The sequence below is a fragment of the Mangrovitalea sediminis genome (genome assembly GCF_002514725.1).
GTDB lineage: Bacteria > Pseudomonadota > Gammaproteobacteria > Pseudomonadales > Oleiphilaceae > Mangrovitalea > Mangrovitalea sediminis.
Genome location: NZ_NTLB01000003.1, coordinates 201129 through 227930, shown reverse-complemented (window position 1 = coordinate 227930; position 26802 = coordinate 201129). Strand labels below are relative to the sequence as shown.

Annotated in this window: 26 protein-coding genes; 17 read left to right on the top strand and 9 right to left on the bottom strand. The window is 58.0% G+C overall.

Annotation, left to right across the window (positions count from 1 at the left end; translation table 11 throughout):
* Positions 1-37 precede the first annotated feature (37 nt).
* The 10 genes from CLR77_RS07990 to yjgA all read left to right on the top strand — a co-directional run bounded on the left by CLR77_RS07990 (position 38) and on the right by yjgA (position 7037).
* Positions 38-583 (top strand): KdsC family phosphatase, encoded by a 546-nt coding sequence (locus CLR77_RS07990; protein WP_097460105.1) that lies wholly within the window; start codon positions 38-40, stop codon positions 581-583.
* A 5-nt stretch (positions 584-588) separates the two neighbouring features.
* A complete protein-coding gene (lptC, locus tag CLR77_RS07985; RefSeq protein ID WP_097460104.1) occupies positions 589-1191 on the top strand; it encodes an LPS export ABC transporter periplasmic protein LptC in 603 nt (200 codons plus the stop codon).
* The gene (gene lptA, locus CLR77_RS07980; protein ID WP_097460103.1) at positions 1160-1753 is read left to right on the top strand and encodes a lipopolysaccharide transport periplasmic protein LptA; all 594 of its coding nucleotides are present in this window, start codon (positions 1160-1162) and stop codon (positions 1751-1753) included. The genes lptC and lptA overlap by 32 nt, the downstream gene beginning before the upstream one ends.
* Positions 1753-2478: an LPS export ABC transporter ATP-binding protein gene (gene lptB, locus CLR77_RS07975; protein WP_097460102.1), complete on the top strand. Its 726-nt coding sequence runs from the start codon at positions 1753-1755 to the stop codon at positions 2476-2478. The genes lptA and lptB overlap by 1 nt, the downstream gene beginning before the upstream one ends.
* 282 nt (positions 2479-2760) lie before the next feature.
* Entirely contained in the window at positions 2761-4293 is a 1533-nt protein-coding gene (locus CLR77_RS07970; protein ID WP_097460479.1) for an RNA polymerase factor sigma-54, read from the top strand.
* A 213-nt stretch (positions 4294-4506) separates the two neighbouring features.
* Complete coding sequence (gene hpf, locus CLR77_RS07965; protein ID WP_097460101.1) at positions 4507-4815, top strand: ribosome hibernation promoting factor; 309 nt, start codon at positions 4507-4509, stop codon at positions 4813-4815.
* 17 nt (positions 4816-4832) lie between these two features.
* On the top strand, positions 4833-5297 hold the full coding sequence (gene ptsN / locus CLR77_RS07960) for a PTS IIA-like nitrogen regulatory protein PtsN (protein WP_097460100.1): 465 nt from the start codon (positions 4833-4835) through the stop codon (positions 5295-5297).
* Between the two features lie 29 nt (positions 5298-5326).
* A complete protein-coding gene (gene rapZ, locus CLR77_RS07955) occupies positions 5327-6241 on the top strand; it encodes an RNase adapter RapZ (protein ID WP_097460099.1) in 915 nt (304 codons plus the stop codon).
* On the top strand, positions 6231-6500 hold the full coding sequence (locus tag CLR77_RS07950) for an HPr family phosphocarrier protein (protein WP_097460098.1): 270 nt from the start codon (positions 6231-6233) through the stop codon (positions 6498-6500). The genes rapZ and CLR77_RS07950 overlap by 11 nt, the downstream gene beginning before the upstream one ends.
* Positions 6501-6512: 12 nt before the next feature.
* Positions 6513-7037, top strand: coding sequence for a ribosome biogenesis factor YjgA (yjgA, locus tag CLR77_RS07945; RefSeq protein WP_097460097.1), 525 nt, complete (start codon positions 6513-6515; stop codon positions 7035-7037).
* 19 nt (positions 7038-7056) lie between these two features.
* Here yjgA and CLR77_RS07940 read toward each other — a convergent pair whose 3' ends face one another.
* The 7 genes from CLR77_RS07940 to CLR77_RS07910 all read right to left on the bottom strand — a co-directional run bounded on the left by CLR77_RS07940 (position 7057) and on the right by CLR77_RS07910 (position 16648).
* On the bottom strand, positions 7057-7896 hold the full coding sequence (locus CLR77_RS07940) for a carbon-nitrogen hydrolase family protein (protein WP_227519850.1): 840 nt from the start codon (positions 7894-7896) through the stop codon (positions 7057-7059).
* 49 nt (positions 7897-7945) lie between these two features.
* Positions 7946-11893, bottom strand: a complete 3948-nt coding sequence (locus tag CLR77_RS07935) for a YhdP family protein (RefSeq protein WP_097460095.1) — start codon at positions 11891-11893, stop codon at positions 7946-7948.
* Between the two features lie 133 nt (positions 11894-12026).
* On the bottom strand, positions 12027-13508 hold the full coding sequence (gene rng, locus CLR77_RS07930) for a ribonuclease G (protein WP_097460478.1): 1482 nt from the start codon (positions 13506-13508) through the stop codon (positions 12027-12029).
* Entirely contained in the window at positions 13501-14109 is a 609-nt protein-coding gene (locus CLR77_RS07925; protein WP_097460094.1) for a Maf family protein, read from the bottom strand. The genes rng and CLR77_RS07925 overlap by 8 nt, the downstream gene beginning before the upstream one ends.
* Positions 14110-14113: 4 nt before the next feature.
* On the bottom strand, positions 14114-14593 hold the full coding sequence (mreD, locus tag CLR77_RS07920) for a rod shape-determining protein MreD (RefSeq protein WP_097460093.1): 480 nt from the start codon (positions 14591-14593) through the stop codon (positions 14114-14116).
* Positions 14594-14596: 3 nt separating this feature from the next.
* A complete protein-coding gene (gene mreC / locus CLR77_RS07915) occupies positions 14597-15469 on the bottom strand; it encodes a rod shape-determining protein MreC (RefSeq protein WP_097460092.1) in 873 nt (290 codons plus the stop codon).
* A gap of 135 nt (positions 15470-15604) precedes the next feature.
* Entirely contained in the window at positions 15605-16648 is a 1044-nt protein-coding gene (locus CLR77_RS07910) for a rod shape-determining protein (RefSeq protein ID WP_097460477.1), read from the bottom strand.
* A 235-nt stretch (positions 16649-16883) separates the two neighbouring features.
* On the opposite strand from CLR77_RS07910, the gene gatC reads away from it, so the two are divergent.
* From gatC to gatB, 3 genes are all read left to right on the top strand, one after another.
* Positions 16884-17171 carry an Asp-tRNA(Asn)/Glu-tRNA(Gln) amidotransferase subunit GatC gene (gene gatC / locus CLR77_RS07905; RefSeq protein WP_097460091.1) on the top strand — a complete coding sequence of 96 codons (288 nt, stop codon included), beginning with the start codon at positions 16884-16886 and terminating at the stop codon, positions 17169-17171.
* Between the two features lie 104 nt (positions 17172-17275).
* Complete coding sequence (gatA, locus tag CLR77_RS07900; protein WP_097460090.1) at positions 17276-18730, top strand: Asp-tRNA(Asn)/Glu-tRNA(Gln) amidotransferase subunit GatA; 1455 nt, start codon at positions 17276-17278, stop codon at positions 18728-18730.
* Positions 18731-18760: 30 nt separating this feature from the next.
* Positions 18761-20206: an Asp-tRNA(Asn)/Glu-tRNA(Gln) amidotransferase subunit GatB gene (gatB, locus tag CLR77_RS07895; protein ID WP_097460089.1), complete on the top strand. Its 1446-nt coding sequence runs from the start codon at positions 18761-18763 to the stop codon at positions 20204-20206.
* Between the two features lie 78 nt (positions 20207-20284).
* On the opposite strand, the gene rimO is transcribed toward gatB, so the two are convergent.
* Positions 20285-21631 carry a 30S ribosomal protein S12 methylthiotransferase RimO gene (gene rimO, locus CLR77_RS07890; RefSeq protein WP_097460088.1) on the bottom strand — a complete coding sequence of 449 codons (1347 nt, stop codon included), beginning with the start codon at positions 21629-21631 and terminating at the stop codon, positions 20285-20287.
* 343 nt (positions 21632-21974) lie between these two features.
* Here rimO and CLR77_RS07885 point away from each other — a divergent pair, with 343 nt between their 5' ends.
* The 4 genes from CLR77_RS07885 (at position 21975) to CLR77_RS07870 (ending at position 26407) form a co-directional block, all read left to right on the top strand.
* On the top strand, positions 21975-22439 hold the full coding sequence (locus CLR77_RS07885) for a PilZ domain-containing protein (RefSeq protein ID WP_227519849.1): 465 nt from the start codon (positions 21975-21977) through the stop codon (positions 22437-22439).
* 215 nt (positions 22440-22654) lie between these two features.
* Positions 22655-23563: a sulfate adenylyltransferase subunit CysD gene (gene cysD / locus CLR77_RS07880; protein WP_097460086.1), complete on the top strand. Its 909-nt coding sequence runs from the start codon at positions 22655-22657 to the stop codon at positions 23561-23563.
* Positions 23564-23591: 28 nt separating this feature from the next.
* Positions 23592-25250: a sulfate adenylyltransferase subunit CysN gene (cysN, locus tag CLR77_RS07875; RefSeq protein WP_097460085.1), complete on the top strand. Its 1659-nt coding sequence runs from the start codon at positions 23592-23594 to the stop codon at positions 25248-25250.
* Positions 25251-25384: 134 nt separating this feature from the next.
* The gene (locus CLR77_RS07870; protein WP_097460476.1) at positions 25385-26407 is read left to right on the top strand and encodes a nucleoid-associated protein; all 1023 of its coding nucleotides are present in this window, start codon (positions 25385-25387) and stop codon (positions 26405-26407) included.
* 8 nt (positions 26408-26415) lie between these two features.
* Here CLR77_RS07870 and CLR77_RS07865 read toward each other — a convergent pair whose 3' ends face one another.
* Positions 26416-26736, bottom strand: coding sequence for a DUF1820 family protein (locus CLR77_RS07865; protein ID WP_097460475.1), 321 nt, complete (start codon positions 26734-26736; stop codon positions 26416-26418).
* Between the last annotated feature and the right edge of the window lie 66 nt (positions 26737-26802).

Here is a 26802-nt window from a genome sequence, read left to right as displayed (position 1 = left end):
ACCGCGGACCGGAAGATCAGGATACAGGAGAGACCCAGTGACCGAACCCCTGCCGGAATCACTGATAAGCCTTGCCAGTCGCATTCAACTGCTAGCGTTGGATGTCGATGGCGTTTTGACCGATGGGCGACTGTACTTTTCTGCTCAGGGCGACGAACTTAAGGCGTTCAACATCCTCGATGGCCACGGTATCAAGATGCTGCAGAAATCCGGCGTCACCGTGGCGATCATTACAGGCCGTACCTCTCCACTGACGGCCCGACGGGCACGGGACCTTGGCATTGAGCACCTGCTCCAGGGGCGGGAAGACAAACTGGACGCACTCCGGGAGCTGACGCGCGAACTCGGCATTGAACTTTCGTCGGTCGCTTACATGGGCGATGACCTGCCTGACCTGTCGGCGATACGCCATGCCGGACTCGGCATATCGGTTCCCAACGGTCACTGGTTTGTCCGCGAGCAGGCGGACTGGAGCACCCAGGCGGCCGGCGGCGAAGGTGCCGTGCGTGAAGTCTGCGACCTGATCCTTCAGGCCCGGGGCCACCTGGCCGACATCCACGCCCATTATCTGGGCGAAGGCTAGCCCCCATGTCCATTGCCGAATGGTGGGATCGCCCTATCGTCCGCTATATGGCGCTACTTGCCGCCGCGTTGGTTCTCGCGTTCCTGGTATGGCATAGCGAGGAACCGACACCGGTTGCCGAATCTCCCGTCGGCGGCCCACAAGAGCCCGACGCCTTCGTCGAGAACGGCCTCTATTTCACTTTCGATACCGACGGCGATCCATCCACCCGTATGCACAGTCAACGCGCGGAAGAATATGACAGCCAACACAAGGCATATCTCCAGCAGCCCACCGCCGAAGTGTTCGAAAAACAGGGCGGCGCGCCCTGGCACATTCGCGCGGATAAAGGCATCTACAACATTTCTCAGGACAGCCTGACACTGGAAGATTCCGTCGTCGTGACTCGCCAGGGCGACGCACAACAGCCGTCGACCCTGACCACCAGCCGGCTTGTACTGGATAACCAAAGCCGCATTGTGCACACTGACGCCCCAGTGACGATTACCGACGCCCAGGGCGTAACTCATGCCGTTGGCATGAAGGCGTTCGTTGCCCAACGAATTCTCGAGTTGAATAGTCAAGTGGATGGCAATTATGACCTCTCGTCCGACAAGACCAAGCGCTGAACCCTGTGCTTTCCGGCACCTGGCGCTGGCGTCGCTGCTCCTGGCCGGCACCTGGATCACAGCACCCGCATGGGCGTTCAACCTCAACTCGAATCAACCCATCCACGTGACCGCCGACCATGCCCGGCTCGATGATCGCCAGGGTACGGCCACCTATACTGGGGATGTCGTGGTCACCCAGGAAGGTTCAAAACTGACCGGGGACAAGGTTGTTCTCTACCGGGACAAACAAGGTGTCGACCGCATCGAGTCCTTCGGTGCTCCCGCGCATTATCATGAGCCGGCAACGCCGCCCAACCAACCGGCGACCGATGCTCAGGCCAAGACCATCACCTACTCCCGGGACAAGCATTTAATCACCCTGAAGACCGACGCTGTCGTCGAGCAGGACGGCAACGTTTTCAAGGGTGACCTTATCCACTACGACACGAATACCCGTGTCGTCACCGCCCAAGGTAACAGCAGCGGAAACGACGCCACCTCCGGCCGGGTACAGATGATCATCCAGCCAAAGAAAGTCCAACCGAATACTCAGCCCGCCGCTCCGCGAGAAAAACAGTAATGCCGCTACTTCGTGCCGCCCATCTGGCCAAATCCTACAAGAAACGTCAGGTCGTCAAGGACGTCTCCCTGGAAATCGAAAGTGGCAGCATCGTCGGCCTTCTGGGCCCCAATGGCGCCGGAAAAACAACCTGTTTCTATATGATTGTCGGGCTCGTCGCAGCCGACCACGGACAGATCAGCATCGACGGCAAGGACATCACACCCCTGCCAATGCACGGTCGTGCCCGGTCCGGCATCGGCTACCTGCCGCAGGAAGCCTCCGTATTTCGTCGCCTAAGCGTTCGCGACAACATTATGGCAATTCTCGAAACGCGGAAGGAGTTGGGGCGCGCGGAAAGAGAAGAAAAGCTCGAGGGATTGCTGCAGGAGTTCCATATCACCCATATCCGGGACAGTCTCGGCATGAGCCTCTCGGGCGGCGAGCGCCGACGGGTGGAAATTGCCCGGGCGCTGGCGACCGAGCCCGCCTTTATACTGCTTGACGAGCCATTCGCCGGCGTCGACCCGATATCGGTCAGCGACATCAAACAGATTATCCGCCACTTGCGGGCCAAGGGAATCGGCGTACTGATCACCGACCATAATGTGCGGGAAACCCTCGATATTTGCGAGAAAGCCTATATCGTCAGCGACGGACAGATTATAGCGTCCGGATCGGCCGAAGATATCCTTGGTAACCAACAAGTCAAAGAGGTTTACCTGGGGAATGAATTCCGGCTCTGAGGTCAAATCCGGCGCCGGCAATGACGACCATACACCCTGTGACTACACTGTAAATATGCGCCCCGGAAACAGACATCCGGGAAACGCGTTGTCAGCAGCGCCCACCACACAGTAAACTTCGGCAAAGAATTTGCTTGCGCTGCACAACCGGGCTGTACAGGTACTCGACAACGTCTCGCCGATTGTCTTAAGTCGCGCACCGGACCCTTTGGCCGGGCCGACTGTCCTACAGCCCGTCCCGAAGTCAAATGAAGGAAAGGTGACGGAAACGAACCAATGGTTATGAAAGCCTCACTACAGTTGAAGCTGGGCACTCAGCTGACGATGACGCCCCAGCTCCAGCAGGCTATTCGGCTTTTACAACTGTCGACCCTAGACCTTCAGCAGGAGATCCAGCAGGCACTGGAGTCCAATCCCATGCTTGAGGTATCGGAAGATGCCGATGCGGATCAGGAAGCCACCGACGCTGAACGATTGGAAGCAGAACAGGAGTCCCGCGACACCGAGTCCTATGAAAACGAATCACAGGACCAGAACGACGACGAGAACTGGGACGCCGACGACAGTACCGAGAATCAGGAATGGGAAGCGCAATCGGACATCCCTGACGACCTGCCAGTCGATACCGCCTGGGACGATATCTATCAGTCAGCACCCGCGTCCTCATCACGCAACGATGATGACGAAGACAGCGACTTCGAAACACGTAATTCCCCGGTCGAAACCTTGCAGGATCACCTGCTCTGGCAATTGAATCTGACGCCGATGAGCGACCGCGACCGCGCTGTCGCCATGGCAATCATCGATGCGATCGAAGATAACGGATACCTGACATCCTCCCTCGAAGACATTCACTCGGGCCTTTTCGAGGAGATCGATGAGGATCCGCTCGAACTGGACGAAGTGGAGGCCGTGCTGCACCGCCTCCAGCAGTTCGATCCGCCCGGTGTCGCCGCACGCGACCTGCAGGAATGCCTCCTGATCCAGTTGGGTCAACTCCCTGCGGACACGCCCTGGCTCCCCCAGGCCCGCTTGCTGGTCAGCCACTACCTGAACCTGCTGGGCAACCGCGACTATGCACAGCTAATGCGCCGCAGCCGGCTATCCGAGGAACAGCTGCGTGCCGTACTGGAACTCATTCAGACACTTCAGCCACGTCCCGGCGAAGCATTGAACACGGCGGAGCCTGAATATATCGTGCCTGACGTGATCGTTCGCAAATACAGTGGTCGCTGGCGCGTTGAGCTGAACCCCGATATTGCTCCCCGCATTCGGGTTAACGCCAATTACGCCTCGCTGGTGCGCCGCGCCGACAGCAGTTCAGACAACGCATTCCTGCGTGATCAACTGCAGGAGGCCAAGTGGTTCATCAAGAGCCTGCAGAGCCGTAACGAAACACTCCTCAAAGTGGCCACCCGGATCGTCGAGCACCAGCAAGGTTTCCTTGAGCAGGGAGAAGAAGCGATGAAACCTCTCATCCTCTCTGACATTGCCCAGGCGGTGGAGATGCACGAATCGACGATATCCCGGGTGACGACACAGAAATATATGCACACGCCCCGGGGCATTTTCGAGCTGAAATACTTTTTCTCCAGTCATGTCAGCACCGACGAGGGTGGAGAGTGCTCATCTACAGCGATTCGTGCCATGATCCGCAAATTGGTGTCGGCAGAATCGGCGCGTAAACCGCTCAGTGACAGCAAGATTGCGGCACTGCTGGGAGATCAGGGGATAAAGGTGGCCCGCCGGACAGTCGCGAAGTACCGCGAGGCCATGCAAATTCCGCCTTCCAACGAACGTAAACGGCTCGTTTGAGCTGAAACGGCGGTTCAACCGCCACAGGTAAACACAGGGAAAACCGGCGCTCGACATGTTTTCGGTTCGAGCCATAGGCCATCATGCCCTACTGGCCCGAGAATGCCCGTGGACATGATCCGGGACAGGGAAAGCGCAGGACCCTGTGATATAGTCAAATGGCAAGCTGCCGGGGTGTGGAAACGCCGGCTAAATCGACAATAGGAGCCGCTTATGCAACTCAATATCACCGGTCATCATGTCGAACTGACGTCTGCTCTGAAAGATTACGTTACCGCGAAATTCCAGAAACTGGAGCGACATTTCGATCACATCAGCAACGCCCAGGTCACCCTGTCCGTGGAGAAGCAGCGCCAGGAGGCCGAAGGTATCCTGCACATCTCGGGCGCCGAACTTCACGCCTGCGCCGAACACGAAGACATGTATGCCGCTATTGATCTGCTAATCGATAAGCTCGACCGGCAAATCCTCAAGCACAAGGAAAAGAACATCGACCGCATGCACGGTGCTACGGCTCGTTGAACGGAACCGCGTGATTCATGACGGAAACAGCTCTTTCTATTCAAGCCATTCTGTCTCCCGAGCTCACCCTGTGTGGTGTGCCCGGGAGCAGTAAGAAACGGATCCTGGAACTCATCGCCGCCAAAGTGGCCAAACAGAGTCCGGAACTGGATGAAAACACCCTATTCAACAACCTGATTGCTCGCGAACGACTCGGCAGCACCGGTATCGGTCAGGGGATCGCTATCCCCCACTGCCGGCTGCAGAACTGTAAGCATGTGCTCGGCGCGTTACTGACACTGAGCGAGGGTATCCCGTTCGATGCCATCGACAACCAGCCAGTGGATATTCTCTTCGTGCTGATCGTGCCGCAAGAAGCAACCAGCGAACATCTCGATTTGCTCAGCCAGCTGGCTGAGCGGTTCAACGACGCCCGTTTCTGCGAACGGCTGCGTCAGTGCAAAGACGCCACTGAACTGTATCGTACGGTCCAGGACAGCTAAGCGATTTCGACTCCGGCAAGGTGGGTGCCATGAAACTGGTTATCGTCAGCGGACGCTCCGGGTCCGGCAAGAGTACAGCATTGCATGTACTTGAGGATCTTGGTTATTACTGCATCGACAACCTGCCTATAGGCCTGCTTTTCCCGTTGACGGAAGAAGCACTGAAGACCGCATCGGGGCGCTTGAGGCACATGGCCGTCAGTATCGACGCCCGAAACCTGTCCGACGAAATTGCCAATTTCGAGACACTGTACCAGCAATTGAAGGCCTGCCCGATCCAGACCGAGATCATCTATCTTGATTCCCGGGATCAAGCCCTGCTGCAACGCTTCCACGCAACCCGCCGCAAGCACCCACTAAGTAATGACCGGACCTCGCTGAAAGAGGCTATCAGCGAGGAAAAACACCTGCTCGAGCCCATCGCACGCCTGGCAGATCTGCATATCGATACCAGCGCGCTTTCGATGTACGAGTTACGGGACATGGTGAAGCAACGGATTTCCGGGCGCAGCGAGCAGGACCTGGCCCTGCTCTTCCAATCGTTCGGTTTCAAGCATGGCGTCCCCATCGACTCCGACTTCGTTTTCGATGTGCGCTGCCTGCCGAACCCTTACTGGGATACCAGCCTACGCAGCTTTACCGGTCTCGACGAACCCGTCCAGAAGTTTCTCGAATCCCATGAGGAAACCGAACAGTTGCTGCAGGACTTGATACAACTGCTCGAGCGCTGGCTCCCCAGTTTTCGGAGCAGCAATCGCAGTTACATGACCATTTCTGTCGGGTGCACAGGCGGACAACATCGCTCCGTCTATGTCTGTGACCGGCTGGCCAAACATTTCTCTGAACAGTTTGGCAACGTGCAGGCCAGACATACCGAAATGCCCCATATACGGGCCCAGAACCTTCAGGCCGACAAGGCGCCGGAAAACGCCCATGATTCGTGAACCCATAAAGATCATTAACCAGTTGGGACTGCATGCCCGTGCGGCCGCCAAACTGGTCACGACAGCCAGTCGCTTCGAAAGCAGTGTCCGTATCGTCAAGGACGGACGGGATGTGGACGGCAAAAGCATCATGTCAGTCATGATGCTTGCCGCCAGCTGTGGCACCGACATCGAGTTGATGATCGAAGGACCGGACGAACAGGAAGCCTGGGAATCCTTGCAGGCGCTGATCAACGACCGTTTTGGTGAAGAAAGCTAGGAAACAGCCTTTATGCGCGCAGAGGAAAATGATTTCGACACCGAATCCGATGAGCTGAAGAGCAAGTCGCAACTCAAACGGGAAATGCAGCAACTGCAAGAACTCGGTAAAAAATTGGGCGAGCTGGATACCCACCAACTAGAGCCTCTGCCGATCAGTGATCGCCTGCGGAGCGCCCTGGATGAGTTTAAGCGTATCCGCCAGCATGAAGCCCGGCGCCGGCACCTGCAATACATCGGCAAGCTGATGCGTTCGGAGGATTACGAAGTACTGGAGAAGGCCGTCGAAGGCTATTCGGCGGGGAGCCAGGAAAACACACGGCGGCTGCATCTGGCGGAACACTGGCGCGAGCGCCTGATTGCCGAAGGCGACAGCGCCATGGCGGACTTTATGGAACAGGTCCCCGGAGGGGACGTGCAACACCTGCGAAACCTGATTCGCAACGCGCGGAAGGATGCAGCCCTGCAAAAGAACACGGGACATGCCCGTAAATTGTTTCGCGAAATCCGAGACCTGATCGACCAGGCAGAGACCTGAAAGTCAGGCTCGCCTGCGGTCAGTCCGGCAAGCGCCGGTGATGTAACACCGGCATCTGGCGTCGCAGTTCGGCCTGTTGCTCCAAGTCCATATCGGCAAAGAGCACCTGCGCGCCCTCTTCCACCTGTGCGACGACACTCCCCCAAGGGTCAATCACCATGGAATGCCCCCAAGTACGCCGCTTGGCGCTGTGCTGCCCGCCCTGATCCACCGCGCAGACCCAAAGCTGATTTTCAATCGCCCTCGCGCGCAATAGCGGCTCCCAGTGAGCCTCTCCCGTCCTGTAGGTGAACGCCGACGGCACCGTCACCCACTCGGCGCCTTCCCGCGCAAGCGCACGATAAAGCTCGGGAAAGCGCAGATCATAGCAGATGCTCAGCCCGAGACGCCCAACAGGGGTATCCACAACTACCACGGAATCGCCGGGCTCGAACGTATCCGACTCCTTGTAGCGGCCTTGGGCATCCGCCACCTCGGCATCGAACAGATGAATCTTGTCATAGCGACCAACCTCGCGCCCCTGGTCATCGAGCACCCAGCAGGTCGCCCTGACCCGGTCAGGGATTAAAGAACCATCGGGTCGGGCCGCCACCGGAAGCGAACCGCCCACGATCCACAACCCCAGTTCACGGGCCTGCTCGGCAAGAAATCCGCGAATGGGACCGCTGGACGTTATTTCCAGCGCGCCCTGATCACACATGCCGGGCGTGTGTAAAAGGGCGAAGTTTTCGGGTAACACGGCAACGCGCGCACCGCCGTCACGAGCCGCCGCCAGTAACTCTCGGGCCTGAGCAAGATTGGCCTCAAGGTCCGAGCCGCTGACCATCTGAATGGCTGCCACACGCTTCGTCGACGACATGTTCAGGCTCCTACTATGAGAAACGGACCAGGGTTAACGATATCAGTGACTACCGATGGCTGTTATCACGGCCATTTTCAGTATTGGCTGGTGTCTTGTTAGACCCCGTATCGAAGATATTGCGCAACTTCATGTCCGGGTGATCCCAGGTGCCGGTGACATTGTATGTCGCACTGGTTAACTTGCTCAGGGGTTCCCCGAGGATTTTATCCAGGACGAAGAGCGCGCCGCCGACCGGCGGTGCCACACCGACCAGAAGTGCCGCCAGGGGCAGATTCTGGGTCAAGGGCAGAATGACCACCAGGCGCATATCCAGGGTTTCGTTGAGCAAATGGGTGGAGCCACTGAGGCGAAATGCCAGAGAGGGTCCAACCACCTGCATATCCGGATCCAGAATCAGCGTTCCCTGTTCGAAATTCGCCTTGCCAGACATACCATCAAAAGCGACACCCGCCTTGTAAAGGTCCGAAAAATCAAACTTCAGGCGCCGCCAGATGGTATCCGTATTCAGTATGCCGAAAATCCTGAAGATTTGGGCAACATCGTTGTCCTGGAGGATAACACCGTCCTTGAGCAGGAACTTCATATCGCCGTTCAGTCGCGCGAGTGAAAACTGCGTGGGCGAACCTTGCCAGTTGATGTGGAACTCGACATCCGTACTTTTGTTCTTCAAGGGCACTTTCTTATCCAGCCAGGCACTCAGGTCATTGAGGTTGCCTCCTTTCAAGGTACCGTCGAGGCGAGTTTCGTCCATACCGCCCCGATCGTACTCCCAGATCAGGTTACCGGAGAACTTCAAGGAGCCCGTACTGCCCTCTATATTCTGTACAAGCAACGCATCGCTGCTCGGTCGGAGAGAAAAATGCCAGGCTCCGTAATGCTTACCATTGACACTGAGCTGCTGAATCGTCGCATCGAGCAATGGCCATCCTGAACGTGCCCCCTGCTGCTCGACGATCACGCTCGCCTTGCCGGACTCACCTCCGGAAGTGACATCCAAGCGAGCCAGCTTCATGATCGTCGGCGCGGTATCGTTAGCCGGCACAAGAATGGATCCGTCAATGGCCGATCCAGACAGCGTTATTGTCCAGGCTCCCTTGTCCGGCGACAGCAGAAGTCGCGTGTTCGGGAAAGACTGCCCTGCAACCTGCAACCGACCGACCAGGAGATCGACACCTTTCACCGGCTGGGAAGCTGACGAGGAAGCCGCGGTCGGCGATGGCGCCAGCAGCGCCTTCAGCCGTCCCTGCCAGGCCGCCACATCCAGAGCCTTGACGGTGCCGCTGATATGAAGCCCTTGCACAGGTGCAGTCTCAGAAGATGTAAGCCTGCCTTTCCCCAGAACAACCCGGCCACCAGACAGACCTGCGCCTTGCCAATCCAATTGGTAGGCCAGCGTATCCCCCCAATGGCCGGTAAGACGCAGTGCCTGATCGGCACCTTCCGACAAGACCAGATGTAACGGGCGAGCCTCTCCTGACGGCTTATTCAGCGGAGCCGGCCAATCCACCGAGAGCCCACGGCCGTCCGTATCGACCACGAGCCTGGGCGACCCAGTCCTCGACGCTTCCAGGCGAGCCTGATAGCCCGCTGTACCGGTAACGCCCGGAACGCCACCGCTCAAGCCGAAAAGAGCGCTGATTTTGGCCATATCGGCGGTGCCGGTCTGGCCAATCACAATACCTTGACTGGCATTTCCTCCCGACAGCGAGACCTTCACCGGCGCGCCCAAAAAACGGGCCTGTAGCGGTGTTGTCGCAAACCCCTTATCGGAGTCATACATAACCTGCCCTTGAATCTTGCTCCAGGCCAGGTCCTGCGGCTTATAGACGAGTGTCGCATCCTTTGCCCCCACATCCAGTTGCACCCTGGGTTCGCGGCTGCTTCCCAGCAACATGTCCAAACCCAGCTTGAGGTGGAACTGGCCGGTCAGGGTCATGTCCTTAATCCAGTCCCCCACCTGCCTGTGCAGCGGCGTTGCCGTCAACCACTGCGGCACCACCTCGGCGGGGACAGGGGCTGAGGCATGCACCTGCAACCAGGTCCCATCCGTATCGTCGGTCACATCGACGGTGCCCGGCTCCAACGTAATACCCCCCGTCACCCCCTGATCGATCTGGATATGGGCGTCTCCACCCTGCACCGTCACCGAGCCACTCGCCTTCTGCACGCTAGGCCAGTCAGGCTGATAGGTCACGCTGGCATTGCTGAACTGATAAGACATGGACGTGGTGAAACTGCCCGGCGGCGCCCCCTCCTGAATACTGCCGTGGCCATAAAAATCACCCGCCGGGATATCGGCCTGGGTGATTGCGGTGGTCAACCAGTGATAAAGCGCCGGACTGACCGCATGAACCGGAACAAACAGAGGCAGGAGACTCGCGTCACCGTTCCGCAACCCGACATGCAGCGATAGAGTATTCTCCCGACGCGGGCTCAGGAGAAGCTCGAAGGCACCGTTAAAGCGGGTTTTCTGGCCGTAATCCAGCGTCAGGTCGTCGCCTTTTACCGTCCATTCATGATTGTCGACGTGCCAGGTTACCTGTCCGCCGAGATGGGACAGTAGCCAGCTATCCTTGAACAGATCCGGAAAACCCAAACTGGCGTTGTCGGCATTCATGATGACTTCGCCATCATGATCGTCAAAGGCAAGATAACCCGAAAGGTTTGTAACGCCCGGCGCACCGTGAGCGGCTTTCACCGACACATGAGCCAGATTTGCAGCCACCTGGAAGTTGCCGGATGCGTTCACATCAACAGAAAGACGACTCAGCTGTCCCTTGGGTGCCCGACTGCCCAAATCGGCGTTCCAGTCCGCCGGCAGTAAAGCGAGATCATGCAACAGGCTGCTCCAGGGACCGATATCCACCTGATCGGCCCGCACATGCCAACCGGAATCCCGGCTCAGCGTGGCATTCAATGCCGCCACCCGTTGGCCGCCCCACTGCCATGTCAGGTTACTGACCGCCATGCTCCAGGTATCCCCCTGTCGCCGCCACCCGATCAGCGTCGAGAGGTTGTCGACCGGCGCCACCGTCTGATGAGGCACACCGAGCTCCAGATGGGAAACCGCAACCTTGGCAAGGACCTGCTGAATACGCCCATCCTTGAAGTCGAGCCATGCTTGGCTGACCGTATTCAGGCCGAGCACTTGAACGCCCTGCCATTGGTAACGCTGCAGCCATTGGTCGAACAGATGACCCGAACGGATATCGAAATAGGCCTCGCCATTGAAATGACCACGGAAAAAGTGTTCCCCGCGCAGCACAAAGGCCGCCAGCGGCGTACGGTCATCTCCCTGGGTCAACTGACCACTGGCCTCGAAGGTGCCACCGACATACACGAGACGCAGCTGCGGCACTTGCAGCGTCTGCTCAACGCCTTTCGCCGACTGAAGCGTCACCCGGATATCGCGAACATTGATGTGCGGGTTGGACAGCACCGACCCCGCCTTATCCACCCAACGACCGACAAACTCCTCCACTGCCTGCGCGGAAAAAGCCACTTCCTTCGTCGAACCTTCGGCGGACGGCAGCCATATGCCCTTCACACCAACACGCCCATCGGGAGACTGAACCACCGAGAGGTGCGCGCCTGACGCCGACAGGTCCCGAAACACCAGTCGCAGGCGCAGTAACGAAGCCAGGGTATCCAGGCGTAGACGGACGGTCTTTAAAGACGCCGCAGGCTGCTGCGGAGCCTGCGCACTGTGGATGGTAAAGTCGTGAATTTCGACAATGGGATCCAGCGACTGCCAGCGCCCCTGAATTGATCCAATGGTAACCGGCTGCCCGAGACGCTCACTCAGTAAGTGCTCCAGCGGCACGCGGTACTGGCCGATGGTTTCCACCCACTGACGGCCAATCCCGACATAGAGCGCTATCAGGGTCAGCACCAGCAGGACTAAGGACCAAATCAGCCCCGTCAGCCGCCGCAACCAACGCTGCCACGTCCGCGGACCTGCTTGAATTTGCGGAGGGTAATTCTGTTCTCGCATCGCGTGACCGTGACTTCCTGTTCACCGAGTCTGCATGCGGCCGGTTGACGCGAGGCGGCCAGAACTCGCGAACAGCGCCATCAGTACCGACTCGACCCTGTAACAACACGCACGCTCAGTCCACGGAGCGCCGTCAGAGCAGAACGACGTCGTATTGCTCCTGACTGTAGAGCGCCTCTACCTGAAACCTGATGCTCTTGCCGATAAACGTTTCCAGGTCTGCAACGTTGTCGGATTCCTCATCGAGCAAACGGTCGACCACTGCCTGAGAGGCCAGCACCAGATAGCTTTCCGACTCATAGGCCCGATTCACCCGAAGGATCTCGCGGAAAATCTCATAGCACACGGTTTCCGGCGTCTTCAGGAAACCACGACCGTCACAGATCGGGCAGGATTCGCACAACACCTGACCCAGGCTTTCCGTGGTTCGCTTACGGGTCATCTCGACCAGACCCAGCTCAGAGACCCCCGTGATCTTCGTTCTGGCGTGATCCCTTTCGAGCATTTTCTCCAGCATGCGCAGCACCTGCCGCTGGTGCTCGGGATCTTCCATGTCGATAAAGTCGATGATGATGATTCCGCCGAGATTGCGCAATCTCAACTGACGACTAATTGACCGGGCCGCTTCGAGGTTGGTCTTGAAGATGGTCTCTTCCAGATTGCGATGTCCGACAAAGGCGCCGGTATTCACATCGATGGTCGTCATCGCCTCGGTCTGATCGATGATCACATATCCCCCGGACTTGAGCTGCACCTTGCGGCTCAGCGCCTTCTGAATTTCATCCTCGACACTGTAGAGATCGAAGATGGGACGCTCACCCGGGTAATACTCGACTTTTTCGGAAATTTCGTTGACGAACTCATGCACGAAGTCCATCACCCGCTGATAGCTTTCCCGGGAATCGATCCGCACCTTTTCCGTTTGCGGACGAACCAGGTCCCGAATGGTCCGGATAAACAGCGGTAGATCCTGATAGATGACACTGGGTGCATTGGCCGACTTGATGCGCTCCATGATGGATTGACTCAGTCGGTGCAGGTATTTCATATCCCCCAGCAGTTCATCGCGCCCGGCGCCTTCCGCCGCCGTACGGATAATGTAGCCACCCCCTTCGAAACTCAGTTCCTGGGCCGATTCCTCGACCAGGGACTTGAGGCGGGAGCGTTCTTCCTCGTCCTCGATCCGTTGGGAAATGCCGATATGCTGAACATTGGGCATAAACACCAGATAACGGGAGGGAATGGAGAGTTGTGTGGTCAGACGGGCCCCCTTGGTTCCGATGGGGTCCTTTGTTACCTGTACCACCAGAGACTGCCCCTCGCGTAACAGCGAGCGGATATCCGGAACTGGACGTGGGCCATCGCTGACCTCTTCCTGCGAGGTCGCCAAATTAACGACGTCTGAAGCATGAATGAAGGCAGCACGTTCGAGACCGACATCGACAAAAGCGGCTTCCATTCCCGGTAGCACCCGGGCAACCCGGCCCTTGTAGATATTACCGACGATCCCCTTGCGGCCAGTCCGTTCGATATAGGCTTCCTGAAGCATGCCGTTTTCGACCAGGGCGACCCGCGTTTCCACCGGCGTCACGTTAATCAGAATTTCTTCACTCATCAGCACCGCCCCAGTAATGCCAAACCGGCATATTCGCTTCCTGCAACAATTCGGCTGTCGCCTGCAAAGGCAACCCCACTACGGTACTGTAACAGCCAGAGATAGCCTCGACGAAAATGGCCGCGCGGCCCTGAATAGCATAGGCACCAGCCTTATCAAAGGGTTCCCCGCTCAGGCAGTAATGATGGATCTCTTCCGCCAACAGCGTTCTGAAGCGCACTTCGGTCACGCTCAACCGCGCGAAACAGCCATGCTCGCCAGCCAACGCCACTGCCGACATCACCTTGTGACTGCACCCCGAAAGGGCGCCCAACATGCGTGCGGCGTCATCTGCATCGACCGGCTTACCCAGGATATCCCCGTTACACACAACCGTGGTATCCGCACCGATCACCAGCGTATCAGAGCTTAAGCTCTCGGCATAACCGGCACTCGCTTTTGCGCGCGCCAGACGCTCAACGTAATGCTCCGGCAATTCATTCGGCAGGACCCTCTCATCGAGATCGAATGCCCGAACCTGGAAGGTGAGACCGATTTGCTCCAGCAGCTCCCGCCGGCGCGGAGATGCCGAGGCGAGCACCAGGGTGCGGTTGGCGTTCATGGCATCAACTCAGTTTGCGATTGAAAAAGTCGAGAAACGAACAGACGAATGGCCAGACAAAAGCACTGGTCACTGCCGGCAGCAGGTACCCGAAACCTTCCACGTTAACGCCCAGCAACTGATTGATGAAATGCACCAGCATTTGATTGATACCCAGCAGAAGGAACACCATCAGGCATTGTTGCGGCAGCGGAAACATACGTAAGCGTTGATGCATGGTGAGAACGAGGAAAGCGACAACGGCCAGGGACAACGCATTGACCCCGAGGGTCGCGGATTCCAGGACATCCAGCAGGAGGCCCAGCATCCAGGCGACAAAGATGCCAAACCGGCTCGGTGCCCGAAACACCCAGTAGAAAACGAGCAATCCCAGCCATTCAGGTCGCCATTGCAACCAGGCCAGAGGAAACAGGGCAATACTCAGTACCAGAGCCACCACAGTGCTGAGCAGGAAAACGGGATAACTGATGGAATCGGCCGCCATAGCTTAATGTCCCCCCTTTTGGGTACCGGCAGGGGACGCGCTCTGAGTGCCGATGATATCGCCCACACCTTGCTTGAAAACCACCAGGACCAGTTGACTGCGATACAGGTGCGCCATAGGTCGTGCCTCAACCTTGGCGAATGGCTCACCCGGGTCGTGTTCGACATTGGTCACCGTTGCCACCGGATAGCCTTTCGGGAAACGTCCACCCAGGCCGGAGCTCACCAGCAGATCGCCAACGGTAATATCGGCAGTGTCCGGGACATGCACCAGATCAAGGCGATAAGGCTCTCCAGTCCCCAACAGAATGGCCCGGACCCCACTGCGATTGACCTCGACCGGCACGGCATTGCTGCTGTCGGATATCAGGAGAACCCGGGAAGTGAATTCACTGGTCTGAATAATCTGGCCCATCAGGCCATGGGCATCGAGAACAGCCTGCCCCACGGAAAGATGGTCACGTCGGCCTTTATCGATGATGACTTCGTGGGAGAATGGGTCCGGGGTCACACCGATGATTTCCGACACGATGACCGTGTCGTCCAGGGCACCCGACGCATGCAGCAGTTCCCGCAGACGGCTGTTTTCCGTCGCCAGGGCGGCATACTTCTCCGACCGCCGCTGCAGGACCAGTAACTGCGCCTTCAATGACTCGTTTTCATCGATGAGCTGCTGGCGATTTGCCATGGACAATGAAGCCCAGTCGACCAGGCTCGATGGCGCATGGCCCAACCAGACAACCGGGGCTAGTGCGGTTCCCAGCCAACTGCGCAGTCGCTCTGTCTGGGGAAAATTAACATCCAGAACAATCAAGGCAACCGAAATGAGGGTCACCAAAAACAGGCGAACACTGAGATGGGGCCCCTGAACGAAAATGGTCTTGATGGTTTGGTCTCCGGCGAAACAATAAAACCCGTGCCACCTTTCTACACAGAGGTGGCATCATCAGGCTAGCCTTCGTCGGGAAGCGGCCTCTCAGAGGCCGCCACCCAAAACCGACAGCCGGAACTGTCAGCTTTCCGGGGAAAACATACCAATGCCGCCGCGATCGATCAGTTCGAGCGCCTTGCCACCACCACGAGCCACACAGGTCAGCGGATCTTCGGCGATAATTACCGGCAGGCCGGTTTCTTCACTGATCAGGCGATCCAGGCCACGCAGCAGCGCACCACCTCCCGTCAGGACGATACCACGCTCGGCAATGTCCGATGCCAGCTCAGGCGGCGACTGTTCCAGTGCACTTTTAACAGTCTGTACGATCTGTGCCAGCGACTCCTGCAGCGCCTCGAGGATCTCCTCGCTGTTCAGCGTAAAGGCCCGGGGCACACCTTCGGCCAGGTTGCGGCCGCGCACGTCGATTTCCCGCAGCTCCACGCCTTCATAGGCGCAACCGATCTCATGCTTGATGCGCTCGGCCGTCGAGTCACCGATCAGGCTGCCATAATTGCGACGCACATAGGTCACGATGGCCTCATCGAAACGATCACCCCCAACACGCACCGATTCAGCATAGACAATACCGTTCAGCGAGATGATCGCAATTTCGGTGGTGCCGCCGCCGATATCGACGATCATCGAACCACTGGCCTCTTCCACCGGCAGGCCTGCACCGATCGCAGCCGCCATGGGCTCTTCGATCAGGAACACCTCCCGGGCACCCGCACCCAGGGCCGATTCGCGGATAGCCTTGCGCTCGACCTGGGTGGATTTGCTCGGTACACAGACGAGGACCCGCGGGCTGGGTGTGATAAAGCTGTTTTCATGCACTTTGTGAATAAAGTGCTGCAGCATTTTCTCGGTGACCACGAAGTCGGCAATAACGCCATCTTTCAGTGGCCGAATCGCCGTAATGTTGCCCGGTGTACGCCCCAGCATCCGCTTTGCCTCACTGCCCACGGCTGCGACGCTTTTTTGAGCGTTATTGGTTCGGATGGCGACAACCGAGGGTTCGTTCAGGACAATACCGCGACCACGCACGTAGATCAGCGTGTTGGCAGTACCCAAATCGATGGAGAGATCACTGGAAAATAAACCACGAATTTTCTTGATGAGCATTAGCGTTATTTCAACCTGAAAAATCAGTCCCTGGAGCGTTGCGGCAACTTTATCAGCGGCCACCTGTGCAGGCAAGGCGGCAGGACGAGCTGCATCCTATCCAACCCGCTACCGCGATTGCCATAATCTGATACCATAAGCCCCCCATAGAGAGACTCTTTACCCAAACAGGCCCCGGCCCGCCGCTAACGCGTTGCCCGAGGCACTGTCAAACCATTACCAAGGGAGACCTAACGTGGCCATCTCGCGAGAGGATATCGAAAAAGTCGCCTATCTCGCCCGCCTCCAGCTGGACGAAGCCCAGACCGGTGCGCTGGAGAAGGACCTGACCAACATCCTCAACCTGGTGGATCAACTGCAGGCCGCCGATACCGACGCGGTGCAGCCAATGGCACATCCCCTCGATGCCGTACAGCGCTTGCGCGCGGACGCTGTCACCGAAAGCGACCAGAGAGCCGCCTTCCAGGCTGTTGCGCCGGCCACCGAAAATGGCCTGTATTTGGTTCCGCGCGTTATCGAGTAAGCCATCAGCGCCTCGGAACCCGGCTACCAACCACCGGAATCGGACCTCCGACAGTCAGAATCGGACATAGTATAGACCGTTCATCACGCCCCGGATGTTTTGACATGCATGACAAGACTGTAACCGAACTGGCCGCCGCCCTGGAGCAGGGTGAGGTATCCAGTGTCGAACTGACCCAGCACTTCCTGAAACGCATCAAAGAGCAGGACAGCCGTTACAACAGTTTTATTACGGTCAACGACGAACAGGCACTGTTCGATGCCCAGGCGGCGGACGCCCGGCGCGCGCGCGGAGACGCCACGCCCTGGACCGGCATCCCCTTCGCGCACAAGGACATTTTCTGTACAGCGGGTGTTCGCACTACCTGCGGCTCGCGCATGCTGTCCAATTTCGTGCCACCCTATGATGCCACCGTCGCTGCCCGCTTCAAGGAAGCCGGCGCGGTCTGCCTGGGCAAGACCAACATGGACGAGTTCGCAATGGGCTCTTCCAACGAAAACAGCTATTTCGGCAAGGTCACCAATCCCTGGGGCGAGGGACTGGTTCCCGGCGGGTCTTCCGGCGGTTCCGCGGCTGCCGTGGCCGCACGACTGACACCTGCCGCCACCGCCACCGATACCGGCGGTTCCATTCGCCAGCCAGCATCGCTGTGCGGTATCACCGGCCTCAAGCCAACCTATGGTCGCGTCTCCCGCTATGGCATGGTGGCTTTCGCATCGAGCCTCGACCAGGGCGGCACCATGGCTCGCACCGCGGAAGACAGCGCCTTGATGCTGAATGTCATGGCCGGTTTCGACGCCAAGGATTCCACGTCCATCGACCGCCCGGTTCCGGATTACACGGCCACCCTCAATGACAGCCTTGAAGGAATGCGTATCGGGCTGCCGCGGGAATACTTCAGCGACCAACTCGACCCGGTGGTGGCCCAGGCCATTCGCGACGCCATTGCCGAATTTGAGAAGATGGGCGCCAAGGTCCAGGAAATCGATCTTCCTCATTCACACCTGGCGGTCCCCGCCTACTACGTGATCGCACCAGCCGAATGCTCGTCCAACCTGTCACGCTTCGACGGCGTACGCTATGGCTACCGCTGCGACGCGCCAAAGGATTTGGAAGACCTGTACATGCGCTCACGCGCGGAAGGCTTCGGCGATGAAGTAAAACGCCGAATTCTGGTGGGTACCTATGCCCTGTCCGCCGGCTTCTTCGACGCCTATTACCTCAAGGCACAGAAAGTCCGCCGCCTGATCCAGCAGGACTTCATCAATGCCTTCAAGGACGTCGATGTGATCATGGGGCCGACCACACTGGCTCCGGCATTCCGTCATGGCGAGAAAACCGACGATCCGGTGACCATGTATCTGGAGGATATTTTTACGATATCCACCAACCTTGCGGGCCTGCCCGGCATGTCGATTCCGGCGGCACTGATCAATGGACTACCGATTGGCCTGCAATTAACCGGCAACTATTTCGACGAAGCGCGCCTGCTCAACGCTGCGCATCGCTTCCAGCAGGCTACTGACTGGCACCTGAAAACGCCGGCCGGACTGGCCTGAACCGAGACGGATTGCGAGGAGAGTTTCATCATGCAATGGGAAGTCGTTATCGGGCTGGAAGTTCACGTACAGTTGGCCACCCAGTCCAAAATCTTTTCCGGGGCCAGTGCCGCTTTCGGCGCGGACCCCAACACCCAGGCCAGTGCCATCGACCTGGCCATGCCGGGCATGCTGCCAGTCCTTAATGGCGAAGCCGTGCGCATGGCTGTCTGTTTCGGCCTGGCGGTCAATGCGGAAATCGCCCACCGTTCGGTCTTTGACCGTAAAAATTACTTCTATCCGGACCTGCCCAAGGGTTACCAGATCAGCCAGATGTATGCGCCGATCGTCGGCACCGGACTGGTCGAAATCCCGCTGGAGAATGGCGAAACCAAGCAGGTTCGCATCCATCATGCCCATCTGGAAGAAGACGCCGGCAAATCGCTGCACGAAGACTTCCACGGCATGACCGGCATCGATCTCAACCGGGCCGGCACGCCACTGCTGGAAATCGTTTCCGATCCGGACATGCGCTCTGCGGCCGAAGCCGTGGCCTATCTTCGCAAGATTCACTCCATCGTTACCTATCTGGGCATTTCCGACGGAGACATGTCCCAGGGCTCGATGCGCTGCGACTGCAACGTATCGGTTCGCCCTGTCGGCCAAACCGAATTTGGCACCCGCGCCGAGATCAAGAACGTCAACTCGTTCCGTTTCGTGGAGAAGGCCATCAATGCAGAGGTTCAGCGTCAAATTGAGCTGATCGAAGACGGCGGCAGAGTCATCCAGGAAACACGCCTGTACGATCCGGATGCCAACGAAACCCGTGCCATGCGGACCAAGGAATACGCCAACGACTACCGCTACTTCCCGGACCCGGACCTGCTGCCGGTCGTCATTGACGATAGTTATATCCAACGTTTGCGCGACACGCTACCGGAGCTGCCGGACGAGAAGCGCCATCGTTTTACCGAGAATTACAGTCTCTCGGATTACGATGCCGCCGTACTGTCACAAACCCGAGCCCTGGCGGATTACTTCGAACAGGTCGTCGAAACATCGGGGGACGCAAAGCTGTCGGCCAACTGGGTGATGGTGGAACTGTCACGCCTGTTGAACCAGAACGACACCCCCATCGAGCGCTGCCCGATCGCGGCCGAATCGCTGGGGCAACTGATTCAACGCATCCGCGATAACACCATCTCCGGCAAGATCGCCAAGCAGATCCTGGAACCGCTGTGGAACGGCGAAGGCACTCCGGATCAGATCATAGAGAAACAGGGTCTGAAACAGGTCACCGACAGCGGCGCCATCGAACAGATTGTCGACGAGGTGCTCGCCAACAGCCAGGAGCAGGTGGACAACTACCGTGCGGCGCCGGAAGACCGTCGTCCGAAGATGCTGGGCTTCTTTGTCGGCCAGGTGATGAAGGCATCCAAGGGCAAGGCCAACCCTGCACAGGTAAACGACATCCTCAAACAGAAGCTGGAAGGCTGAATAAAAATGGGGGCTGCCAAGCCCCCATTAAAACATCATATTCACTGTCCATTGGCAGTGTTGGCGGACAGGATCACATCAAACCGGAACCCCCCAAAGATCATGCTCATCCGCATGCTCAATGGTCACCTGCAACAGCGATCCCGGCTCGACATCGGTCACCCCGTTCAGATAGACCATGCCGTCGATCTCCGGCGCATCCGCTTGTGAACGGGCGATAGCACCTTCCTCATCGACCTCGTCCACTAATACCTGCAAGGTCTTGCCGATCTTCCGCTGCAGTTTATCGGCGCTGATCTTCGATTGATGCTCCATAAAGCGAGCCACGCGCTCCTGCTTGACCTCTTCCGGGACGGCACCTTCCAATGCATTCGCCGATGCGCCCTCGACCGGAGAATAGGCAAAGCAGCCGACGCGATCCAGCTGAGCTTCATCGAGCCAGTCAAGCAGATACTGGAAATCGTCTTCAGTCTCACCGGGGAAGCCCGCAATGAAGGTCGAGCGCACCGTCAGATCTGGACAGATTTCACGCCAGTGACGAATCCGCTCCAGGGTTTTTGCTTCATGGGCCGGACGCTTCATGGCCCGCAGCACGGAAGGACTTGCATGCTGGAACGGAATATCCAGGTAAGGCAGCACTTTGCCCTCTGCCATCAGGGGCAGAATAGTGTCGACGTGTGGGTAGGGGTAGACATAATGCAGCCGCACCCAAACGCCCAACGAGCCGAGCGCCTCACACAGTTCATACATCCGGGTCTTCAGCGGCCGCCCCTGCCAGAAGCCTGTGCGGTATTTGATATCGACCCCGTAAGCACTGGTGTCCTGGGAAACGACCAGCAGCTCCTTCACCCCGGCCTTGACCAGCCGCTCGGCCTCGTCCATAACGTCGCCGATGGGACGGCTGACCAGATCACCCCGCATCGACGGAATAATGCAGAACGAGCAGCGATGGTTACAGCCTTCGGAAATCTTGAGATAGGCATAGTGCCTGGGCGTCAGCTTGACCCCCTGCGGCGGCACCAGATCGACGAAGGGATTGTGCGGCTTCTCCTGCGGCACGTGTTGATGTACGGCACCGACAACCGCCTCGTACGCCTGCGGTCCGGTAACGGCCAGCACACCTGGGTGGGTTTCACGAATACGGTCCGCCTCTACGCCCATACAGCCGGTGACGATCACCTTGCCGTTTTCCGCCAGCGCTTCTCCAATCGCATCCAGAGATTCCTGTTTGGCCGCATCGATAAAACCACAGGTGTTCACGACGACCACATCGGCGTCCTGATAAGTCGGCACGACGTCATAGCCATCCAGGCGAAGCTGCGTAAGTATGCGTTCGGAGTCGACCAATGCCTTGGGACAGCCCAGGCTGACAAAGCCGACTCGGCCGGTGCGCCCATCGGATGGCGTTTTCGTAGAAGAAGTCATGCTACCTCAGTCAATCCTGTCAACGAGCAGTCGCCTGCACAAAGGTTGCTATTGTAAGACAGCCGGCAGGCCAGACCCAAGCCGCAGGAATACGGATCCACCGGCTTCATCTCCACCCGCCGACTTAAGACGCTGTTGGCGACACGAAATGAGTGGATCTCACCACCGCAACCGCCTGTCCCACGAAAACCGTCACAACTTGCGACACCCTTCGACTGGATAACTTGTTCATTTTTTATCGGAGACCTACAATCCAATACATCTTGCAACTATTTGATAGTCAGTTGCCGCTCTGGCCTGGAGACATGGGGCACGACCTGCCGAGGCAGTCTGAGGAGCTGGCGTGACCTTGAGACGAACCTACGGCCTCATGAACAGACTTTTGGAAAAAACACCCCTGGAAGCCGACAAACGCATGGCATCACGTCCAAACCTGCGTCATTACCAGCGCATCGCGCTGGAACTGGCCGTCGACGTCAAACTGCCAGACGGCTCAGTACAGCCCTGCCAACTCGCCAATCTGTCGAGAGCCGGAATGATGCTGGAATGCACGCCAGAGGAAATGGCAAAGCTCGTCCCCAATCACTCCCCCGTCGCCCCGCGTCAGGCGGTGAGGCTATCGACGGTCTTCGATCTGCCAATCATTGCGTTACAGCGAGTACGCGTCCATGCAGAATGCGACGTTGTTCATATCCGGCGCGTCTCGCGCAGCACCTTTCAGATCGGCATGCAATTTGTCTCTTTCGAAGGTTACGGACAGGATTACGTCAACCAGTTTGTCGACCGCAATCTCGGCCAGACCTCCTGATCGCAAGATCCACCATTCCGAAATTCCGGCATATTGTTATAGCTTTAAACTCTAATTCAAACACTTCTTATGCCTTTCCTGCCTCTGATATAGTGCTCCTACACAGAAGCACCGGTCGCTAGATAACCATATTCCCCTCCCTCACCCGGGTTGCGCGGGGTCATTGGCGCCGGGTCCCAAATGTTTCGTGACACCTGCACAAAGTGAAGGACGCAATGACGACGTACAACCTTACGCATCTCAAGCAGTTGGAAGCGGAAAGCATCCACATCATTCGGGAAGTCGCGGCCGAGTTCGGCAATCCGGTCATGATGTATTCCATCGGCAAGGATTCGTCGGTGATGTTGCATTTGGCGCGTAAGGCCTTTTTCCCGGGCAAGCTCCCCTTCCCCCTGCTGCACGTGGACACCACCTGGAAATTCCAGGACATGATCCGTTTTCGCGACGACCAGGCCAAAAAGCACGGCTTTGAGCTGATTGTGCACACCAACCAGGATGGTGTTCGCGCCAACATCAATCCGTTCGATCAGGGCAGCGCAAAATATACCGACATCATGAAGACGCAGGCGCTCAAACAGGCACTGGACAGATATCGTTTCGACGCTGCCTTTGGCGGTGCGCGGCGCGACGAAGAGAAATCGCGAGCCAAGGAGCGAGTCTATTCCTTCCGCGACCAGTTCCATCGCTGGGATCCCAAAAACCAGCGCCCGGAGCTCTGGAATATCTACAACGGCAAGATCAACAAGGGTGAAAGCATCCGGGTGTTCCCGCTGTCGAACTGGACGGAACTGGATATCTGGCAATATATCCATCTGGAAAATATCGAAATCGTCCCGCTCTACTATGCCGCGAAGCGACCCGTGGTCGAACGGGATGGCACCCAGATCATGGTTGACGACGATCGCATACCGCTGCTGCCCGGCGAAGAGCCACAAATGAAATTTGTCCGCTTCCGCACCCTCGGCTGCTATCCGCTGACGGGCGCTGTCGAGTCCGAAGCCACCACGCTGCCTGAAATCATCCAGGAAATGCTGCTGGCAAAAGGCTCGGAGCGCCAGGGCCGGATGATCGATCACGATCAGGCCGGTTCCATGGAGCAAAAGAAGCGCGAAGGTTATTTCTGAACAGCAGCGGACACGGGATTAGAGACCAATGGCACACCAATCCGAACTGATCGGCACCGATATCGACACCTACCTCAAGCAACACGAGGACAAGGAACTCTTGCGCCTGCTGACCTGCGGCAGCGTCGACGATGGCAAGAGCACCCTGATCGGGCGCTTGCTGCACGATACCAAGATGATCTACGAGGATCACATGGCGGCGCTCAAGGTGGACAGCGCCAAGATGGGAACCACCGGTGAAAAGCTGGACCTGGCGCTACTGGTGGATGGGCTGCAGGCCGAGCGCGAACAGGGGATCACTATCGATGTCGCCTATCGCTATTTCTCGACCGACAAACGCAAATTCATCATTGCGGATACACCCGGGCACGAACAATACACTCGCAACATGGCCACCGGTGCATCCACCGCGCAACTGGCGATCATACTGATCGACGCCCGCTACGGCGTGCTGACGCAAACCCGTCGCCACAGTTTTATCGCCTCACTGCTGGGCATCAAACACATTGTGGTCGCCATCAACAAGATGGATCTGGTCGATTTCTCCCAGGAGCGCTTCGAAGCCATCCGCGACGACTATCTGGCCTTCGCCGACAAACTCGGCTCCCAGGACATCCGCTTCGTCCCGATGTCGGCCCTTGAAGGCGACAACGTTGTCGCCCGTAGCGAAAGAATGCCGTGGTTCGAGGGCCCGTCGTTGATGGACATCCTGGAAACAGCCGAAATCGCCCGCGACAAGAACATGAGCGACTTTCGCTTTCCGGTGCAGTATGTCAACCGCCCCAACCTCGACTTCCGCGGTTTCTGCGGCACCATCGCCTCCGGCGTTATCCGCCCCGGCGACGCGGTGATGGCACTGCCGTCCCGACGGACAAGTACGGTCAAGGACATCGTGACCTTCGACGGCAAACTGGATGAAGCCTACACCGATCAGGCCGTCACCCTGACACTGAAGGACGAGATCGACATCAGCCGTGGCGACATGCTGGTCAAGGCGGACAACCTGCCGCAGGTAGGCAACCGCTTCAACGCGCACATTGTCTGGATGATCGATCACGACCTGGTTCCAGGGCGGTTGTACAACATCAAGCTGAACGAAAACTTTACGTCAGGCTCGGTACGCCGAATCCACTACCGTACCGACGTCAACACGCTGGAACAGCAGCCGACAGAGGCCCTGGCCCTGAACGAGATCGGCCTGTGCGAAATCACGCTCAGCCAGCCGGTGGCTTTCGACGCCTACAACAGGAACCGTGCCACAGGTGCCTTCATCATTATCGACCGGTTGACCAATGTGACCGTTGGGGCAGGCATGATCAACGGTGCGCTGGAGCAGAATGACGAGGCATTCGAGCCGGTTTCCGCACAGGAGCGCATACAGCGGCTGGGGCAGAAGCCTCTGATCCTTGCCGTCTCCGGCCAGCAGGCCTCGGCGCTGGCACATGTGCTGGAGCGCCAGTTGTTCGATCTTGGCAAGACGGTCGTCGTTCTGGACGAAAACAGTATCACCGACGCCGATGAGCGCCTGCACGTCGCTGAACTGTTATCCGACCAGGGATTGATTGTTGTCGCTCAGGGCCTGAGCGGAGACCTGATCGGCGGGCAGGCCGAAGTCAATGACGAGGCCCAGGCAGCACCCACCGCCGCCCAACTGCTGACGGACCTGCGCGAACGCGGCCTGCTCTAATCTCAAGGCGAATCCGGCCAGCGCAGCCGGATTCGCCAGTGTTGCCATGCCATGCGCCGCATTCAGCGCACCTGACAGAACGGCGCTTCTGGGTTATGCTGGCGCCCCATTCCGACCGACATATCTGCAGAAACATGGCCATTCAAGACCTTCGCGTACTCTTCGTGTCCCATCTGCAACTGGGACAAGCGGCCACGACACGCCTCGGGGAGCCCCTGGCATCACCCGGCGGCGATTACGAAGGCCTCTTCAAGCAATACAAGCGCCTCTTCAACAGCAAGCCCGGCAAATTTTACGGGCGTTTTTCCGAAGACACCGGTACCAGCCCGTTCAGCGCCTGGCTCCGCGATCACCTCGACGGCAGACAGAGCTTTGCCAGCTTCTCCGAGCGCCTGTTGGGGCAGTGGGAGGAACTGGTGACGCAACGCGACCTGGAGTTCGCCGGCCCCATCATGCTGGTTCACGAAACGCTCGCAGACAGTGAAGTCGTTTACCTGTTCCTGCTCGAAACCGACAGCGCCATGCTGCTCGACAACCAATTGGGACTGGATGCGACCGAAGTACTCAGCACCTCTCGTCTCGACCTGGCGGCCCGCATCGAGTTGGATGATTGGCGTAGCGAAGCCGCCGCCACCAACTACCTGACGCTGGTTCGCGCACGCGGCACCGGCGATCTGGGGCTGGCCTTCAGCGATCTGGTGGGATTTCAGAGCAGTGTGGACGTCGAGCAGGAAACCCGTACTTTTCTGGATGCGGTGGAGGCGTTCGCCCGCCAGAGCGAACCCGAAGATGCACAAAAGGTCCGCACCCGGGCCTATGATTTCTGCAAGCAGCAGCACGACCTGGGAGAACCGGTGCCCATCGACGCGTTATCCGGCTTCCTCGACGAACAGGAGCCCACGCGCTTCAAGAGCTTCGTCAACGAAGCCCAGGTCATGCCGGAGGATGCGGTACTGCATCCGGACCATCGCAAGGTGAAGAAACTCGTACGTATTTCCGGCGCCGGCAATGGGATCAGCCTTTCGTTTTCGTCGGACCTGGTTAACCAGGCGGTCTACTACGACCGTGAGAAAGACGCGATCACCATCACAAAGCTGCCCAAAGCGCTGAAATTGCAGTTACAGCAGTATCTCGAAAGAGGCAAGGAAGAGTCGTAGCCGCCGGGTCAGGTATTATTGCGCCCCGAGTTGCCGGGGAAGGGCGTCACACCGTTTTTGACGCTACTGACCCGGCCCATACCAACCTGCTCGACTTCATCGATACGCACGACTGCACCCATGGGAATCCAGGTGCGCTTGACGCCATCGAACTCGGTCCTTAGCTTTTCCTGGCCCGGATCGACAAGCACTTGCGACCGCTCTCCGAAGGTCAACTGTTCGACTTCGATAAAACCGTACATCTCACTGGGATAGACGTGAGCGGCATAGATCTCGAAGATTTCGTCCTGGTTATAGAAGATGATCTTGTATAGCTTGCGCTGGCTCATGGAGTGATCTGACATCAACAACATCGAAGCGGCGATGATACCATAGCCGCCCTTCGCAGCCAGCCT